Annotated in this window: 10 protein-coding genes and 1 pseudogene; 7 read left to right on the top strand and 4 right to left on the bottom strand. The window is 35.1% G+C overall.

Translation table 11 applies throughout. The features are described from left to right. The first annotated feature begins 49 nt into the window (after positions 1 to 49). Together polA and paaZ are read left to right on the top strand one after the other, a co-directional pair. Positions 50 to 2857: a DNA polymerase I gene (gene polA, locus CW751_RS01585; RefSeq protein ID WP_101333201.1), complete on the top strand. Its 2808-nt coding sequence runs from the start codon at positions 50 to 52 to the stop codon at positions 2855 to 2857. 222 nt (positions 2858 to 3079) lie between these two features. After that, on the top strand, positions 3080 to 5149 hold the full coding sequence (gene paaZ / locus CW751_RS01575; RefSeq protein ID WP_101333199.1) for a phenylacetic acid degradation bifunctional protein PaaZ: 2070 nt from the start codon (positions 3080 to 3082) through the stop codon (positions 5147 to 5149). Between the two features lie 61 nt (positions 5150 to 5210). Here paaZ and CW751_RS01570 read toward each other — a convergent pair whose 3' ends face one another. Continuing rightward, the gene (locus CW751_RS01570) at positions 5211 to 7790 is read right to left on the bottom strand and encodes a lamin tail domain-containing protein (protein WP_101333198.1); all 2580 of its coding nucleotides are present in this window, start codon (positions 7788 to 7790) and stop codon (positions 5211 to 5213) included. Positions 7791 to 8074: 284 nt separating this feature from the next. On the opposite strand from CW751_RS01570, the pseudogene CW751_RS01565 reads away from it, so the two are divergent. After that, positions 8075 to 8275: pseudogene (locus CW751_RS01565) on the top strand (helix-turn-helix domain-containing protein); the annotation flags it as partial. 250 nt (positions 8276 to 8525) lie between these two features. After that, positions 8526 to 9527: an aspartate-semialdehyde dehydrogenase gene (locus CW751_RS01560; RefSeq protein ID WP_101333197.1), complete on the top strand. Its 1002-nt coding sequence runs from the start codon at positions 8526 to 8528 to the stop codon at positions 9525 to 9527. Positions 9528 to 9537: 10 nt separating this feature from the next. On the opposite strand, the gene CW751_RS01555 is transcribed toward CW751_RS01560, so the two are convergent. Continuing rightward, a complete protein-coding gene (locus CW751_RS01555; protein ID WP_101333196.1) occupies positions 9538 to 10752 on the bottom strand; it encodes a sensor histidine kinase in 1215 nt (404 codons plus the stop codon). Between the two features lie 265 nt (positions 10753 to 11017). On the opposite strand from CW751_RS01555, the gene CW751_RS01550 reads away from it, so the two are divergent. Genes CW751_RS01550 through CW751_RS01540 form a run of 3 tightly spaced genes read left to right on the top strand, consistent with a single transcriptional unit; the run spans position 11018 to position 13604 of the window. Continuing rightward, positions 11018 to 12175, top strand: a complete 1158-nt coding sequence (locus CW751_RS01550; RefSeq protein WP_101333195.1) for a cystathionine gamma-synthase — start codon at positions 11018 to 11020, stop codon at positions 12173 to 12175. Between the two features lie 26 nt (positions 12176 to 12201). Beyond that, positions 12202 to 12900, top strand: a complete 699-nt coding sequence (locus CW751_RS01545; RefSeq protein ID WP_101333194.1) for a potassium channel family protein — start codon at positions 12202 to 12204, stop codon at positions 12898 to 12900. Beyond that, positions 12897 to 13604, top strand: a complete 708-nt coding sequence (locus CW751_RS01540) for an SDR family NAD(P)-dependent oxidoreductase (protein WP_101333193.1) — start codon at positions 12897 to 12899, stop codon at positions 13602 to 13604. Before CW751_RS01545 ends, CW751_RS01540 begins: the two co-directional genes overlap by 4 nt. Here CW751_RS01540 and CW751_RS01535 read toward each other — a convergent pair. Both CW751_RS01535 and CW751_RS01530 read right to left on the bottom strand, forming a co-directional pair. Then, positions 13601 to 14605 (bottom strand): hypothetical protein, encoded by a 1005-nt coding sequence (locus tag CW751_RS01535; protein ID WP_101333192.1) that lies wholly within the window; start codon positions 14603 to 14605, stop codon positions 13601 to 13603. The genes CW751_RS01540 and CW751_RS01535 overlap by 4 nt on opposite strands. Further along, positions 14602 to 16005, bottom strand: a complete 1404-nt coding sequence (locus tag CW751_RS01530; protein ID WP_101333191.1) for an MBL fold metallo-hydrolase RNA specificity domain-containing protein — start codon at positions 16003 to 16005, stop codon at positions 14602 to 14604. Before CW751_RS01530 ends, CW751_RS01535 begins: the two co-directional genes overlap by 4 nt. Positions 16006 to 16070: the final 65 nt, after the last annotated feature.

Raw genomic sequence — 16070 nt, 5'->3', positions numbered from 1 at the left:
TCGTAATTGATTATTACTTATATTTGATTCGAAATAAAATCCTCATATTATGTTGACTCCAAAAACAGAAAAGAAACTTTTTTTACTAGATGCCTACGCATTGATTTACAGGGCTTATTATGCTTTTTTGAAAAATCCTCGGATGAACTCTAAAGGAGAAAATACTTCTGCTGCTTTTGGATTTACAAACGCTTTGTTGGATGTCATAAAAAAAGAGGAACCCACACATATTGCAGTGGTTTTTGATCCTCCAGGAGGAGCTACCAATAGAATTGAAGAATATTCCGAATACAAAGCGCAACGTGAAAAAATGCCTGAGGATATTCGCAAGATGATCGAGCCCATAAAACGCATTATCGAAGCTTTTAAAATTCCCATTTTGATGAAAGATGGATATGAAGCCGATGATGTTATTGGAACCTTGGCGGGAATGGCAGAAAAAGAAGGTTTTATTACCTACATGATGACGCCCGATAAAGATTTTGGTCAGTTGGTAAGCGATAAATCTTTCATGTACCGACCAGGAAGAGGGAAAAAACCTGCCGAGATTTGGGGAGTTCCAGAAATACAGGAAAAATTTGGAGTTGAAGACCCCAAACAAGTTATCGATATTCTTGGAATGTGGGGAGATGCCTCAGATAATATTCCTGGAATTCCAGGGATTGGAGAAAAAACAGCTAAGAAATTAGTGCAGAAATATGGTTCCATGGAAGGATTGTTCGACCATATTGATGAATTAAAAGGAAAACAAAAAGAAAACGTGACGAACTTCCAAGAGCAAGGAAAAATGTCTAAGAGCTTAGCAACAATCATTACTGATGTTGATGTAAAATTCGACCCTGAAGATCTCGAAATTTGTCCACACGATGAAGATAAAATTCGTGAAATTTTTACAGAATTGGAATTCAGAAGTTTGGCAAAAAGAGTGTTAGGAGAGGAGTTGGTCATTACCGCAGATTCCGCTGGAGTAGATAACGGTCAATTGGAGCTATTTGGATCTACTGCAACTGCGGCTCAACAAGAAGCGCTTTCGGGTAGTGAAATGAAATCTTTAGAAACCGAAGAAACGAAATATCATTTTGTTGAATCCGAAAAAGACCAAAAAGCATTAATTGAAAAGTTACTTAAGCAAAAATCAGCAGCTTTTGATACGGAAACCAACAGTTTAGAAGCACGAAATGCAGATTTAGTAGGAATTGCATTTTCTTTTAAAGCAAAAGAAGCTTATTACGTTCCTTTTCCAGAAAACTTTGATGAAGCAAAAGCTCTATTGACAGTTTTTGAACCTTTCTTTAATTCTGAAAAAGTAGAAAAGGTGGCACATAACATCAAATACGATGAACAAGTTATTAATCGCTATGGAATTAAGTTGAGAGGTCCGCGTTTTGACACCATGGTCGCGCATTATTTATTGTCGCCAGATGGAAAGCATAACATGGATGACTTAGCGGAATATTACTTGAAATATACCACTTTGCCAATTGAAAATTTGATTGGAAAAAAAGGCAAGAACCAAAAAACAATGCGTGATATCGAACAAAAAGAAATTGTTGATTACGCTTGTGAAGATGCCGATATCACTTGGCAATTCAAAGAGCTTTTTGAACCAGAAATTCAGAAAGACCATCTGAAAGATTTGTTTTATGAAATGGAAATGCCGTTGACTTCTGTTTTAAAAGCAATGGAACAAGAAGGAATTCAATTGGATATTGAAAGTTTGAAAGTTTTCTCTGAGGAGTTAGCGGTTTCTTTAAATGAGATAGAAGAAAAAGTAATTGAATTGGCAGGAGAAGAATTCAATTTAGCTTCACCTAAACAATTGGGGGAAATTTTATTTGAAAAATTAGAAATTGCCAAAAAACCAAAGAAAACGAAGTCAGGACAATATTCTACTTCGGAAGATACATTACAAAAACACATCAACGACCACGAAATTATTCCATTGATTTTGGATTATCGTTCCTTGCGTAAATTGAAAAACACTTACGTAGATCCATTGCCAGCTTTGGTGGATGAACACGATGGAAGGTTGCATACACATTACATGCAAACCGTTGCTGCAACGGGAAGATTGAGCTCTACAAATCCCAACTTACAAAACATTCCTATTCGAACGCCAAAAGGCCGAGAAATTAGAAAAGCTTTTGTAGCGAAGAATGACGATTATTACTTGATGGCCGCCGATTACTCTCAAATTGAATTGCGTATTATAGCTGCGTTAAGCGAAGATAAAAACATGATTGAAGCTTTCCAAAATGGACACGATATTCATGCTTCCACCGCAGCGAAGGTTTTTGATGTTGAGATCGATAAAGTAACCCGAGAGCAAAGAAGCAATGCTAAGGCAGTTAACTTTGGAATTATTTACGGTCAATCGGCATTTGGATTATCTCAAACATTAGGAATTCCAAGGCGAGAGGCGAAATCAATCATAGATAGCTATTTTGCGCAATATCCTACCATAAAAGCTTATATGGAAAAAGTGAAAGAAGACGCCAAAGAACACGGATATGTTGAAACCATTATGAAACGTCGCCGTTATTTGCCAGACATTCATTCAAAAAACGCAATTGTAAGAGGATTTGCTGAAAGAAATGCCATTAACGCACCTATTCAAGGTAGTGCTGCCGATATTATCAAAGTCGCGATGATCAACATTTACAACAAAATGCGAGAACAAAACCTCACCTCCAGAATGTTATTGCAAGTGCATGATGAGTTGGTTTTTGATGTATTGAAATCAGAAAAAGACACCGTTGCAAAAATCGTAAAAGAAGAAATGGAAGGCGCTGTTGAATTAGTTGTTCCGTTGGATATTGAAATGGAATTTGCCGGGAATTGGTTGGATGCGCATTAGTAGGGACGTTTTGCAAAACGTCGGTAATTATTGCGCATAGGGAAAATCTTATTTTCCAATTCAATTTTTTTCCATTTTCCAAAAGAATTGTTTTTTGTAAGGGCGTTTTGCAAAACGCCCTTACAATCGCCCCTACAAAATACATCAAACATATTTTCCGCCCAATTCCTCCCCATTCTCCAAAAGAAATGTATATTTAGTTCCCAAAAGAGAAAAATAAGTATGCAAGAAATTAAAAGTTATATCTGTGGTGAATGGAAAAGCGGTGAAGGTGTAGAAACCGAGCTTTTTAATGCTATCACAGGAGAGAAAATTGGAGGTGTTTCCAGTAAAGGATTCGATTTTGATGCGGTGTTGAAATACGGTCGAACTACAGGAGGAAAGAAGTTGAGAAAAATGACTTTCCACGAACGTGGTCGAATGTTAAAAGCATTGGCTTTATATCTTTTAAAGAACAAAAAGAAATATTACGAAATCAGTGCGTGGACAGGTGCTACAAAATCTGATTCTTGGGTAGATATTGAAGGTGGAATAGGAAACCTTTTTGCCAACTCATCTTTGAGACGACAATTTCCGAATTTACCGTATTATGTAGATGGTGAAGCAGCGCCATTATCTAAAAACGGTACTTTTATCGGGCATCACATCATGGTGCCAAAAGAAGGAGTTGCAGTACACATTAACGCTTTTAACTTCCCTGTTTGGGGAATGTTGGAGAAAATTGCCGTTAACTTAATGGCGGGAGTTCCAGCAGTGGTTAAGCCATCTAGTGTAACCAGTTATTTAACACAAGCTGTTGTTGAAGACATTATTGCTTCTAAAATTTTACCTGAAGGAGCTTTGCAATTGGTTTTAGGTTCTGCTAGAGAATTGATTAATTACGTTAAGCCTTCAGATGTAGTTTCATTTACAGGAAGCGCAAGTACAGGTTTAAAACTGAAATCTAATCCCGTAATTACACAAAACAATGTGCCTTTTAACTTAGAAGCAGATTCACTTAACGCTATTGTTTTAGGTCAAAAAGCAACGCCGGACACGCCAGAGTTTAAGATTTTCGTAAAGGAAATTGTACGTGAGATGACTTCCAAAGCGGGACAAAAATGTACGGCAATTCGTAGAATATTTGTACCAGAACAATATGTTGATGAGGTGCAAGCAGCGGTCTCTGATCGTTTGGCAAAAACCATCATCGGTGATCCTTCTGAAGAAGGCGTGAGAATGGGATCTTTGGCGTCTATTGATCAAGTAAAAGAAGTACGTGAAAAAGTAGAAGCTTTAGCAGAATCTCAAAACATTGTCTTTGGAGATATGAACGATTTTGAAGTCACTGGAGCAGACAAAGAAAAAGGTGCTTTCTTCTCGCCAATTTTATTTAGAAATGATGCTCCATTTGAGAAAACAGATGTGCATTCAATTGAAGCATTTGGACCCGTTTCTACCATTATGCCTTACAAAACAATGGATGATGCTATTGAATTGTGTAAAATGGGGAAAGGTTCTTTGGTTTCAACAATTGTAACGCCAGACGACAAAGAAGCAAGAGAATATGTTGTGGGTGCAGCAAGTATGCATGGACGAATTTTAGTGTTGAACGAAGAATGTGCGAAAGAAAGTACAGGACACGGTTCGCCATTGCCATTATTAACGCACGGAGGTCCAGGTCGTGCTGGAGGCGGTGAAGAAATGGGTGGAAAACGTGGTATCATGCACTATTTACAAAGAACGGCATTGCAAGGGCATCCATCGACGATAACAGAAATCACGCAAGTTTATCAGCAAGGTGCAAAAGGAAATGTATTAGAAGAACATCCGTTTAAAAAGTATTTTGAAGAGTTAAATGTCGGCGATCAATTGATTACAGAAGCCCGCGAAATTACAGCAGATGACATTGATCAATTTGCGGCTTTATCTGGCGACAATTTTTATGCACACAAGAGAGATACTAATTTTGAAGGCACGATGTTCGACGAACAAGTTGCGCATGGTTATTTCTTAATGAGTGCAACTGCAGGATTATTTGTTGATAGTTACGACATGAATCCAGTGTTGTTGAATTATGGAATTGACAATTTACGATTTACAAAACCAGTTTATGCCGGAGCAAAAATGCATGTGCGTTTTACGTGTAAAGAATTAATTCCAAATGACGTAACTGAAAAAGAAGACGATCCAAAAACAAAAATCAAACGAGGAATTGTAAAATGGATGGTTGAAATGTTAGATGAAGATCCAGAAGAACCATTAGTAGGTTTTGCTACTATTTTAACGATGGTGAAATTGAAAAATCAATAAAAAAATAATGGTTTAAATTATTGAGATAACTATTGTAGGGGTAACTTTCAAATTACCTCTACTATAGTTTTCCTGCTAATGTAACTACTTTTCTAATTGACTTCACCTTGCTTGAATTAACATCAAAAACTTCAAATATAATGATGTAAGGACCAATCGAGGCTTTGGTTCCGTCTTCTCGTGTTCCTTCCCACTTTACTGTTCCTTCTGCACCCAATAAATGGTTTTTAAATAGACTTTTAATCATACGTCCTTTGTCGTCGTAGATTACTAAATCGCCTAATAGATCTGGTGAAGAAGTTTTGTAGCTTAAGAGTAAAACGTCTTCAAATCCATCTCCATCTGGAGAGAATGATTTTGATGATAAACTTAAAGTCCCTCCTTCTTGATTGGGTTTCATTTCTTGAGAATTCACTCTTCCAGGAGTCGCAAAGCCTTGTGTTTCACTTGCGCTGTGCCAATTAGCAGCAGAATTTGAAGCTTCATCCGCTGAAAAACGTTCTAAACTCACACCTTTTTTATCGTTTAGTAATGAAAAATGCCAATCTTCTGAATAAGAAACTTTGTCCATTATCGTATCATTAAAAATCAAATAAACAGTCGACGAATCATTGTTATAACTGGGTAAGCTCGACAATTGAATGAATTTTCCAGGAATGGCGTAAGCATAATTCATGATTTGAAAACTGCTGTCTTTTGTTATTACGACATAATCTTTCGGATTCAATACATAACTCGTCTCAATCTGTTTTTGACTCGAAACTGTATCGTCTTTATGATTCCCCAATTCCCAATCTTTTAAATCAATGTATTTGTCGGAATTATTGTAAATCTCCACAAAGTCTGAGCCTCCTGTAAGGGGATTAAAAAGAATTTCATTAATGATTAAATCTCCTTTCTCTGGGGTTTGAGGTAACACGAAAAACCCGTCGTAACTATTTGTATTTCCAGAGCAATCGGAGAAGTTATTGAACTCAAAAGAGTAGGGCTGACCCGCAACGAGCTCTTCTGCAAATTCGATGATTATTTCAGATGGATATTGACTTGTAACTGTTCTTGAAACAATTGTTAATACAGGTGAAGAAGTAAAAATAGCATTCATTAAACTCAAGGAATCCATTCCTTCCGAAAACTGTAATGTTAAAAGGTTAGGCAGTGTGGTTTCAAACTTTATGAGTTCTGGCGCTTGAGTGTCTGGCGAATTATCGTAAACACTGTTTTGTGTGCCAGGTGTTCCCCCAGAAGGATCAATACTTGCACGCCAGTTATCTGCTGAAGAACAAACTAAATCAGGGTTTATGCGTTCAATGGTCCAACCTCCGCTGTTTTTATTTTCATCTTTGTACCAGTCACTTGTGTATGAGATTTTATCTACAACAATCCCATTATCGGATTTCAATTCAATGTCGTCGCCACTATTGTTTAATGCAGCCCAACTCGTTACTTGTGTAGCTTGCGGATATGCTGTGGCTCCGCTACTCGGTACTAAAATCAAGTATTGTCCAGGCAATAACCAAACATCTTGAATTGTTCCCGATGAACTGTTGTCGCTTAATTGCCAGTTTTCTAAATTGAAATACTTATTACTTTTATTATAAATCTCTACAAATTCAGTTTCAGGCAAACCTACCACAGGAGATTCATCAGCCATAAACTCATTGATGAGAATGTCGCCATATTCCGGTGTTTGGGCTACAACATATTGGAAAGTTTCGCTTTGCGCCGACATGGGGTTTCCAGCTAAATCTTCCACGTTTTCTGAGGTTAAAATATAAGTATTTCCAATTGTGAAATTATTTGCAAATGTTAAAGTGAAAAGCGCTGTGTTTGAGGCGTCTTGCTGGACAGAAGTTGGGTTTCCTATTCCATTGTCAACAACATAATTCGCAATATTTTCACCCGATGCTTGTGCTATACTTTCATCAAATAATACTTCAACTTCATTGACAGAAATCGCCGTAACGCTTGTTAAGTTAGGTGGAATATTATCCACTTGAATTGGACCAGCATAAATATCATCAAAGTAGAACTTATCGGCACGTGTAGCAGAATAACTAAGGTTAACCCCTAAATATTGACCCACTAAATTTGGAGAGTAGTTTGCTGTAGCGTCCAATTGATAAGCGGTTCCACCTGCATCATCTACGAATAATTCCCAATCGTTACTTGCATTAAGAATGATTTTTACGCTAATTTCAAAACTTGAAGCAACAAGTGCCGGCGTACTCGTTAAAATCGTTGTTTCTGTCCCCCCGATTCTTTCTTTCAGGTAAATAGGGTCGTTACTTCCGTTTTCTCCAATTTCCATAAATATTCCATCAGGAGCGGTCGATAAATCAGGGTTGGCGGCTGTTAAATAGGTTTCTCCTTTGTTACTTGCAGAAGGAGAGAAATCATATTTTATCTTGAATCTCCATTCTCTTTCATTCAATTGCGTTAGGTTATGAGGCGTAGCAAGATAACTATCTCCCGCACCTCCTGCGTTGAGCTGTAATTCATTATTTGCATTGACAATGAAATCGCTCACATCTCCTGTCCAAGTTGGATTGTTGGTGAAGTCTCCATCATCGAAGGAGTCGCTCATTTGCGCCCATGAATTAAAAATAAAAAGCGAACAGAAAACCAGAAAGATATGTCTCATAATTTTAAAATTCAGTAGAATAAGCTACAAAATGTACTACAAATATAAGCGTATTGTAGAATTGTAACTGCTTTATTCATCAAAAACACTTTATTTCGGATGTTATTGTGAGTGTTAAAAGTAAAGATTTTTACCGAAAAGTTATAATAATGATTTGTGGAAATATTGGGGAGATGTTATTTAAAAGATCAATCAATTAGAAACTAGTATTAATTAAAAACCTTAAAAATTGTATGTATTTAGATATAGTTTTTTTTATAGAAATTTGTATCTAATTACATATAATGAAAGATTTATCGAGCTTCGTAAAAAAGAGAAGAAAAGAGGTGAACCTCACTCAGGAGGAATTTGCTGAAAAAACAGGAGTAGCTTTAACGGTTTTACGAAAAATTGAACAAGGTAAAACCAATTTAAACTTGGATAAAGTGAATTTAGTTTTAAGCATGTTCGGACATGAATTAGCGCCTGTGGATGTTAGAGAATTGAAAACTCAAATGACTATTTTAAGTTTATCTAAAAAAGGTAAAATTGAAAATGATTTGGATCTAGAAAACGCTTTATATGCAAAACGAAATCTTAGATTTTTAACTGAGCGACGTAAACAAATCACAGAAGCTACTGAGTTACTTGAAAAAGTGCTAAAGTCTTATTATAAGAATAAAGCAGATTTATGATTTAGCCTGCTTATATCTACAAAAATCAAAATATAATTACATTTGTAAAAACAAAAAAATCATGAAACTAGCAATAGTCGGTGTAACGGGAATGGTGGGGCAAGAAATGCTAAAAGTATTGGCCGAAATGAGTTTGCCAATAACTGAATTGATTCCTGTGGCCTCAAAAAAATCAGCAGGAACAAAAATTCAATATGGTGGTCAAGAACATACTGTGGTTGATCTAGAAAAAGCCCTTGAAATGCAACCTGATGTTGCGCTCTTTTCGGCGGGTGGTTCTATTTCTTTGGAATGGGCACCAAAATTTGCTGAAAAAGGCTGCAGAGTGGTAGACAATTCCTCAGCTTTTCGAATGGATGAAGACAAGAAACTCATTATTCCAGAAATTAACGGAAACGACTTAAGCAAAGACGATTATATTATTGCAAACCCGAATTGCTCTACCATTCAAATGTTGATTGCGTTGGCTCCATTGCACCATCTTTATAAAGTGAAAAGAGTGGTGGTTTCTACCTATCAATCCATTTCTGGAACAGGCGCCAAAGCCGTTAAACAAATGGAAAATGAGCGACAAGGAATTAAAGGAGAAATGGTTTATCCTTATGCTATCGATCAAAATGTTTTACCACATTGCGATGACTTTTTAGAAAACGGCTACACCAAGGAGGAGATGAAATTGGTAAATGAGACAAAGAAAATTTTGGATCCATCGATTGCTGTAACTGCTACGGCAGTGCGTGTTCCTGTTCAGGGCGGACATTCGGAAGCTATTAACGTGAGCTTTGAAAACGATTTTGATTTGCCTTTCATTCGTAAAACATATCACAACAACCCTGCTGTTCATTTACAAGATAATCCAGACACAAATATTTACCCAATGCCTTTAATGGTACAAGGAAAAAACGCGGTTTATATCGGAAGACTTCGTCGTGATGAAAGTCAGGAAAAAACGCTAAACATGTGGGTTGTTGCTGATAATTTACGAAAAGGAGCAGCGTTAAACACCGTTCAAATCGTGCAGAAAATGATTGAGAAAAAAATCATTGAGATTGGAATGTTTTAAGAAACAGATTTTATTTAAAATTATTCTCTTTTTTGTCTTGGTTAAGATTAAAATGATAGAACGTACCTGATGCGTTAGTTTTTCTACTAAAAGTACCATCTAACTGTTCTGTGAAAATTTCAATTAATTGTGTTCCAAAGGTTTCGTTTTCATTTTCTTTCCAGTTTCCATTATCAAAATAAATCATCTCAAACTGACTGTCATTATCAGATAAAATACTCAATTCAATACGACCTTTTTTATCAAAAGCATGTTTAATTGAGTTACTCACAAGTTCGTTTACAATTAATCCTAGAGGAACAATGCTTTTGGCACTTACGCTTTTAAGACTGGAATTTAATGAATATTCAATTTGCATACCTACCGACCCTGTTTTTATTAAGTTATCCATCAAAGAATTAATGTAATCTTTTATGTTTACATCGACTAAAGATTTTTTTTCATATAGTTTTTGATGAATTAAAGACATCGTTAAAACCCTTGAAATAGCGTCTTGAAAGCTTGATTTCGCTTCTTCTGATTTCAAATCTTTCGATTGAATTCTTAACAGACTTACAATAACTTGAAGGTTATTTTTTACCCTATGATGAATTTCTTGTAGGAGGACTGTTTTTTCTTTGTTCTGACGTTCAACTGTTTGCTTTTCTTTCTTTAGCTCATTATAAGCTTTTGAGGTGCTCTTTAACGCGTATTCATTCACCAAACTATATTGAAACATAACATATCCTATTAAAAACATGGAAACTGAAAACTCAATGGACATCAGAAAGAGTGAGTTTGGTAAAATATCTAATCGCTCATCCATGGTTTCTCTAAAAAGAAAATTATAATAGGTCACGTAAATAAATACATTAAAGACTAAAAGAATAACTCCCCAAACTTTGCCAAGTGTAAAAAATGCAGAAAGTATGATTACTACCATCCATAGCGCTTCTTGAATATGAAGGGCATCATCTATATAAAAAACAGATGTACAAAGAACCAAACTAGTAAAGGAAAAAAGTAGGGTAGCAACTGTTTTATATACTTTGAAAACTTGCAATGTAATTACTCCTATCAGCATCAATAGAAAGGTCATGCCATAAAAATATGAGAAGACATCACCATTCAAATAAGATGCAATGGTTAGTAAAATAGAAAAAACTGTAAAGGTTAATGTAATTCTAAAAACAAATTTAAATTTCGCTTTATCTTGAAAATCAGTATATTCAATAGATTTTTTCATGTTGTAGTTAATCTATAACATTTCATATTTCTTAAAAATAGAATTAAAATTTGTAAAAAGCGTGTTTGCTAGAGAGTTATTAATTAAAATTTTCATTTGAGTGTCTGATTTCAATAGACTTATACTTTTTTTCAGATTCTTTATAATTAAGCCCTGGAATAGGAATGTTTATCTTGAATTAAGATTGTAATCAACCTCATTAAAAAAACTAAGAGCTGTACTATTTTTTATATCTTTGTTTAAATTAAAACGGGATTTAGTTTCGATGGCAGAAAGAAGTTATAAATTTGATACCAAGGCAATTCACGCAGGAGTTAATCCAGATCCAACAACAGGAGCAGTGATGACACCGATATATCAAACAACTACTTTTGCTCAAGAAAAAGTAGGTGAGCACAAGGGTTTTGCTTACGCACGTAGTTCTAATCCAACTAGAAATGTGCTAGAAAATGCTATTGCAGCACTTGAAAACACGAAATATGGTGCTTGTTTTGGTAGTGGAGTGGCTGCAATTGATGCCGTCCTTAAGTTGTTATCTCCAGGAGATGAGGTGATAACAACTGATGATCTCTACGGAGGTTCTTACCGAATTTTCACGACGATCTTTGCAAAATATGGTATAAAGTTTCATTTTATTAAAATGAAAGACGTCAAAGTGTTAGAGCAGACCATTAACAAGAAAACAAAGCTTGTCTGGGTAGAAACTCCAACCAATCCGATGATGAATATTGTTGACCTTGCAGCTATTAGCAAAATTACGCAAAAAAACAACTTATTGCTCGCTGTCGATAATACCTTTGCAACACCTTATTTGCAAACACCTATTGATTTAGGAGCAGATATAGTGATGCATTCAGCTACGAAATATTTAGGAGGTCACTCTGATGTTGTGATGGGTTTTCTTGCGACTAATAATGAGGAAGTTGCCAAAGAAATTTATCATATTCAAAACACAACAGGTGCAATTGCAGGTCCAATGGATTCTTTTTTGGTGTTACGCGGCTTAAAAACCTTGCACTTACGTATGGAAAGACATTGTGAAAACGGAGCGCAATTAGCCTATTTTTTGCGCAATCATCCACAAATTGAAAAAGTACATTGGCCAGGTTTTAAGGATCATCCAAATCATGCAATAGCAAAAAAACAAATGAAGGGTTTTGGTGGAATGCTTTCATTTACTTTAAAAGGAGACTCGATTCAAGCTGCACATAAATTAATGGAAAGCTTTAAAGTCATTACTTTAGCTGAGTCGCTAGGAGGAGTTGAGTCACTAGTTTGCCATCCTGCAACTATGACACATGCTGCACTTCCAAAAGAAGAGAGAGAAAAAGCAGGAATAACTGATTCTTTAATACGATTAAGTGTTGGAGTAGAACATATTGAAGATTTAAAACAAGATATAATGCAAGCATTAACAAAATAAATGGCTTGATTATGAATTAAATAAAAATGGGATTTAATAAGTTTGCCGTAATAGGAGTAGGAAAATATGGTTCGAACATTGCGCGTCGTTTAGCAGAAAAAGGTGCGCAGGTTTTTGCTTTTGATAATAACGAAGAGAAAATTGAAAACATTAAAGATGACGTTGCATTTGCTGTTACTTTAAATAGTACCGATTTTAAAGTGCTCACCTCACAAAATTTAGAGGAAATGGATGCTGCTGTTGTTGCCATTGGTGAAAACTTTGAAGCAACCGTGCTAACAGCTGTTCATCTGATTGATCTTGGTGTGAAAAGAATTATTGCAAGAGCAAATGGTGCGGATCAACGTTTGATTTTAGAAAAAATTGGAATAAAAGAAATTTTAACTCCTGAGGATGAGGTCGCTTTTGTTATTCGAGAAAAGTTATTGAATCCTTCTATATTATCTTTTCTTCAATTATCAGAGGAATACGAAATAGCCGAAATTAAACCCCCAAAAGGTACATTAAATCGAACGATCCAAGATATCGATTTTAGAAACAAATATCAATTGACATTAGTAACCATGAGACGCGAATATGACATCAAGAAAAGAGGTCAATATGAAGTTGAACAACATGTTATTGGAGTTCCAAAAGGAGATACAGTTATCGAATCACGTGATACACTCGTTGTTTTTGGTACTGCCAAGCATGTCCAGCGTTTCATAGACGTAAACGAATCATGATTTATATAATAACAGGTACATCATCAGGAATAGGTAACGCATTAGCAAAGTTTTATCTAAACAAAGGAGAGCAGGTGATAGGTATTTCTAGAAACAATACCATTACGCATGAAAATTTTAAACATATTGCATGTGATTTATCAGATAAGCAACAATTGCATGATCTTGCATTGCTACAACATGTAAAAAAAGAAGATTATCCCGTACGTTTGATTAATAACGCTGGAATCATTGGAGATATCAAGCGGTCACATCAACTTACGCTTACGCATTATGCGGATATGGCAATGGTTAATTTAGTTGCACCACAGTTTTTATCCACCTATGTTTTACAAACTTTTGGGTTCGAGCAAGTAGACATGATTATAAATATTAGTTCTGGAGCTGGCGAACGTCCTGTTCCTTCATGGGGAGCTTATTGCGCTACAAAAGCAGGGATAGATCTTTTTGCAAAAACTTTAGCTGCTGAGATAAAAGAGTTAGGCCACAACACGAAAGTGTATAATGTTTCTCCTGGAGTGGTTGATACAAAAATGCAAAGTAATATTCGTTCTAGTGAAGAAAAGCATTTTTCAGGACGTCAAAATTTTGTTGATTTAAAAGAAAATAATGAACTAAGAACCGCACAAGAAGTTGCTGTTTTACTAAATGAGTTTATAGAGACAGAACATCCAGAAGAAGAAGGAATTATTCACCGTATTTAATCGGACCAATAAGTATACTTAAACGCTATTTGCTTGATTGGTGTTGTGTTTAATGTGTCTTCTTCATTATAGTACGCCACATATTTAGGTAGGTTGTTGTGGTAACTAATTTTACCTTTTTCTAAATGTAGAAATTCGTTAGTATTGGTCTTTAAACTATCATAAAAGGAAACACATTGCCCTATTGTATCATAATGAAAATGCCTTTGCGTCATAAACTGACCTGCATAAAAAATTTGCTTTTTAAGCACATCATTTGAATAATAGGAGCGTTTTTCAAGCGTTGTTTTCTCAACAAGATTCTCCAATGTAAATGCTGATGTATATTTCTTGGGTGTTCCAAAGTAAAAAACATTTTTCCCTTCCGGAGCATACGTATTGTCTATAAAAGAAACATTCCAATAATCCGAATCAGTTATGTAATAATGGTGAATATTATCACTGCTATTTTTATCAATATAACTAATATGGCTTGAATCTTTTTCTAAAAATACTTTTCGTTGAAACTGTTCTAACTCTTGAAATGTACTCAATAAAGCAACAACACCTTTTTTTCTGTATTTAATATTACTGGAAATTGCTGGAGCAGAATAACCCAAGGAATCTAAGTCCTTATTATAACTGAAAAAATAATTTGCTATCTCAATTCCATCAACCATTTCCGCGATTACAAGTTTTTTAATTTGTCCATTTTTTTTAAAAGAAAATTGAAATGATGTGTGAGGAACTGTATCCGTATAACTCATTAGAGAATCTGTAAAGTTGAAAGAAATATGTTTCATTTCTATTTGAGAAATACCTAATGAATCGATTAATGATTTAGAAAACCATATCGGAAAACTCATGTCGTTCCATCCCTTATCGTTCATTACAGACCAATTGACGAGTTGATTTTGAAGAGGTGGTATTGGCGTTTGTTTTACATTTGTTTGAACATCGCTTTTGCAGCTAACTATTATTAAACTACAAAGTAAAATTGTATATAGAACTCTAATTTTCATGTAGTAAATGTCCAATTTTTATCGGGAATAATTACGTTATGATACCCATTTTCTGTTAAATGAAGTTGAAAATTTTGCGCTACTTCATCTTCACCATGTACCAAGAAAATTCGTTTTACTGCCCCTGAATTATTGCTCGATAAATAACGTATCATTTCTTTATAATCGGCATGAGCACTTAAAGATTTAATATATCTTATTTCTGCCTTAACATTCTTTTCTTCTCCATATATTGTTACCTTTTCATCTTTATTTTGTAATCTTCCAGCCAAAGAATTAGGTTCAGCATATCCAACAAATAAAATGGTGTTTTTGGCTTTTTCAATAGCGTGAAATATATGGTGTTTAACCCTACCAGCATCAGCCATTCCAGAAGCTGAAATAATTATGCATGGTTCATTAATGTCATTAATTCGTTTAGAATATTTCTGTTCTTTAACGTAAAAGAGTTTTTTAAATCCAAAAGGGTCATTTCTACTACCTTTGGTAAATCTTTTAACTTCTCGACTTAACAAGTTTGAATATTTTCTCATAATATCTGTCGCATCTATTGCTAATGGACTATCTACATAAATCCGTACGTCTGGAAGTAGTCCATGAACATCTAATTTATTTAAGGCAAAAACAATCTCTTGCGTCCGACCTAAGCTAAATGCAGGTATAATGAGTTTTCCTTTTTTGTCTTTTAATGTGTGTAAAACTGTATTTAATAACTCTTGTTCAGCATCTATTGTGTGGTCATGAAGTCGATCTCCATAAGTTGATTCACAGATTATATAATCTGCTTGCGGTGGTCGTTCAGGATCTTTCATTAAAGTAGCATTGTATCTACCGATATCTCCTGTATATAAAAGCGTATGCTTTTCACTTATTTCATCAATATCTAAATATATAGCGGCACTGCCTAAAATATGTCCATTTGGGATAAACTTAGCTCTAATCCCTGCAATTATTGATGTCCATTCATTTTCCTTAACAATCACAAACTGTTCTAGGGCTTTTATGGCATCATCATGGGTATACAAAGGCAGGTAAGCCTCTTTTTCTCCTCTTTTGTTTCTTTTATTGGAGTACTTTACGTCTGCTTCTTGTATATATGCGCTATCTCTAAGCATTATTTGACAAAGTGCGTAAGTGGCCTCCGTACAAAATATCGGACCCTCGAATCCATCTTTAACGAATTTGGGTATTAAACCTGAGTGGTCGATGTGTGCATGTGATAATAAAATTGCAGAGATTGTATTAGGATCGATAATAGCTTCTGAATTAAGAGCGTGAGTTTCTTTCCCTCTTCCCTGATACATACCGCAATCAAGCATTATTCTTTGGTTATCCCAAAGTTGTACAATATGTTTGCTTCCAGTTACCGTCTTAGCAGCTCCTTTAAAGGTTATTTTCATTCAAATTGTAAATTTTCGCCATTTCTCTAAATGTACTACAAATGATTAATTAAAATTACTTTATA

It is taken from the genome of Brumimicrobium salinarum (genome assembly GCF_002844555.1).
Lineage (GTDB): Bacteria > Bacteroidota > Bacteroidia > Flavobacteriales_D > Crocinitomicaceae > Brumimicrobium > Brumimicrobium salinarum.
The sequence above is the reverse complement of the archived record's forward strand: the minus strand, read 5'-3'. Positions and strand labels throughout refer to the sequence as shown.

Bases quoted from the DNA above. Each gene is read 5' to 3' on its own strand.
- polA (WP_101333201.1), top strand. From the start codon at position 50: ATGTTGACTCCAAAAACAGAAAAGAAACTTTTTTTACTAGATGCCTAC.
- paaZ (WP_101333199.1), top strand. From the start codon at position 3,080: ATGCAAGAAATTAAAAGTTATATCTGTGGTGAATGGAAAAGCGGTGAA.
- CW751_RS01570 (WP_101333198.1), bottom strand. From the start codon at position 7,790: ATGAGACATATCTTTCTGGTTTTCTGTTCGCTTTTTATTTTTAATTCA.
- CW751_RS01560 (WP_101333197.1), top strand. From the start codon at position 8,526: ATGAAACTAGCAATAGTCGGTGTAACGGGAATGGTGGGGCAAGAAATG.
- CW751_RS01555 (WP_101333196.1), bottom strand. From the start codon at position 10,752: ATGAAAAAATCTATTGAATATACTGATTTTCAAGATAAAGCGAAATTT.
- CW751_RS01550 (WP_101333195.1), top strand. From the start codon at position 11,018: ATGGCAGAAAGAAGTTATAAATTTGATACCAAGGCAATTCACGCAGGA.
- CW751_RS01545 (WP_101333194.1), top strand. From the start codon at position 12,202: ATGGGATTTAATAAGTTTGCCGTAATAGGAGTAGGAAAATATGGTTCG.
- CW751_RS01540 (WP_101333193.1), top strand. From the start codon at position 12,897: ATGATTTATATAATAACAGGTACATCATCAGGAATAGGTAACGCATTA.
- CW751_RS01535 (WP_101333192.1), bottom strand. From the start codon at position 14,605: ATGAAAATTAGAGTTCTATATACAATTTTACTTTGTAGTTTAATAATA.
- CW751_RS01530 (WP_101333191.1), bottom strand. From the start codon at position 16,005: ATGAAAATAACCTTTAAAGGAGCTGCTAAGACGGTAACTGGAAGCAAA.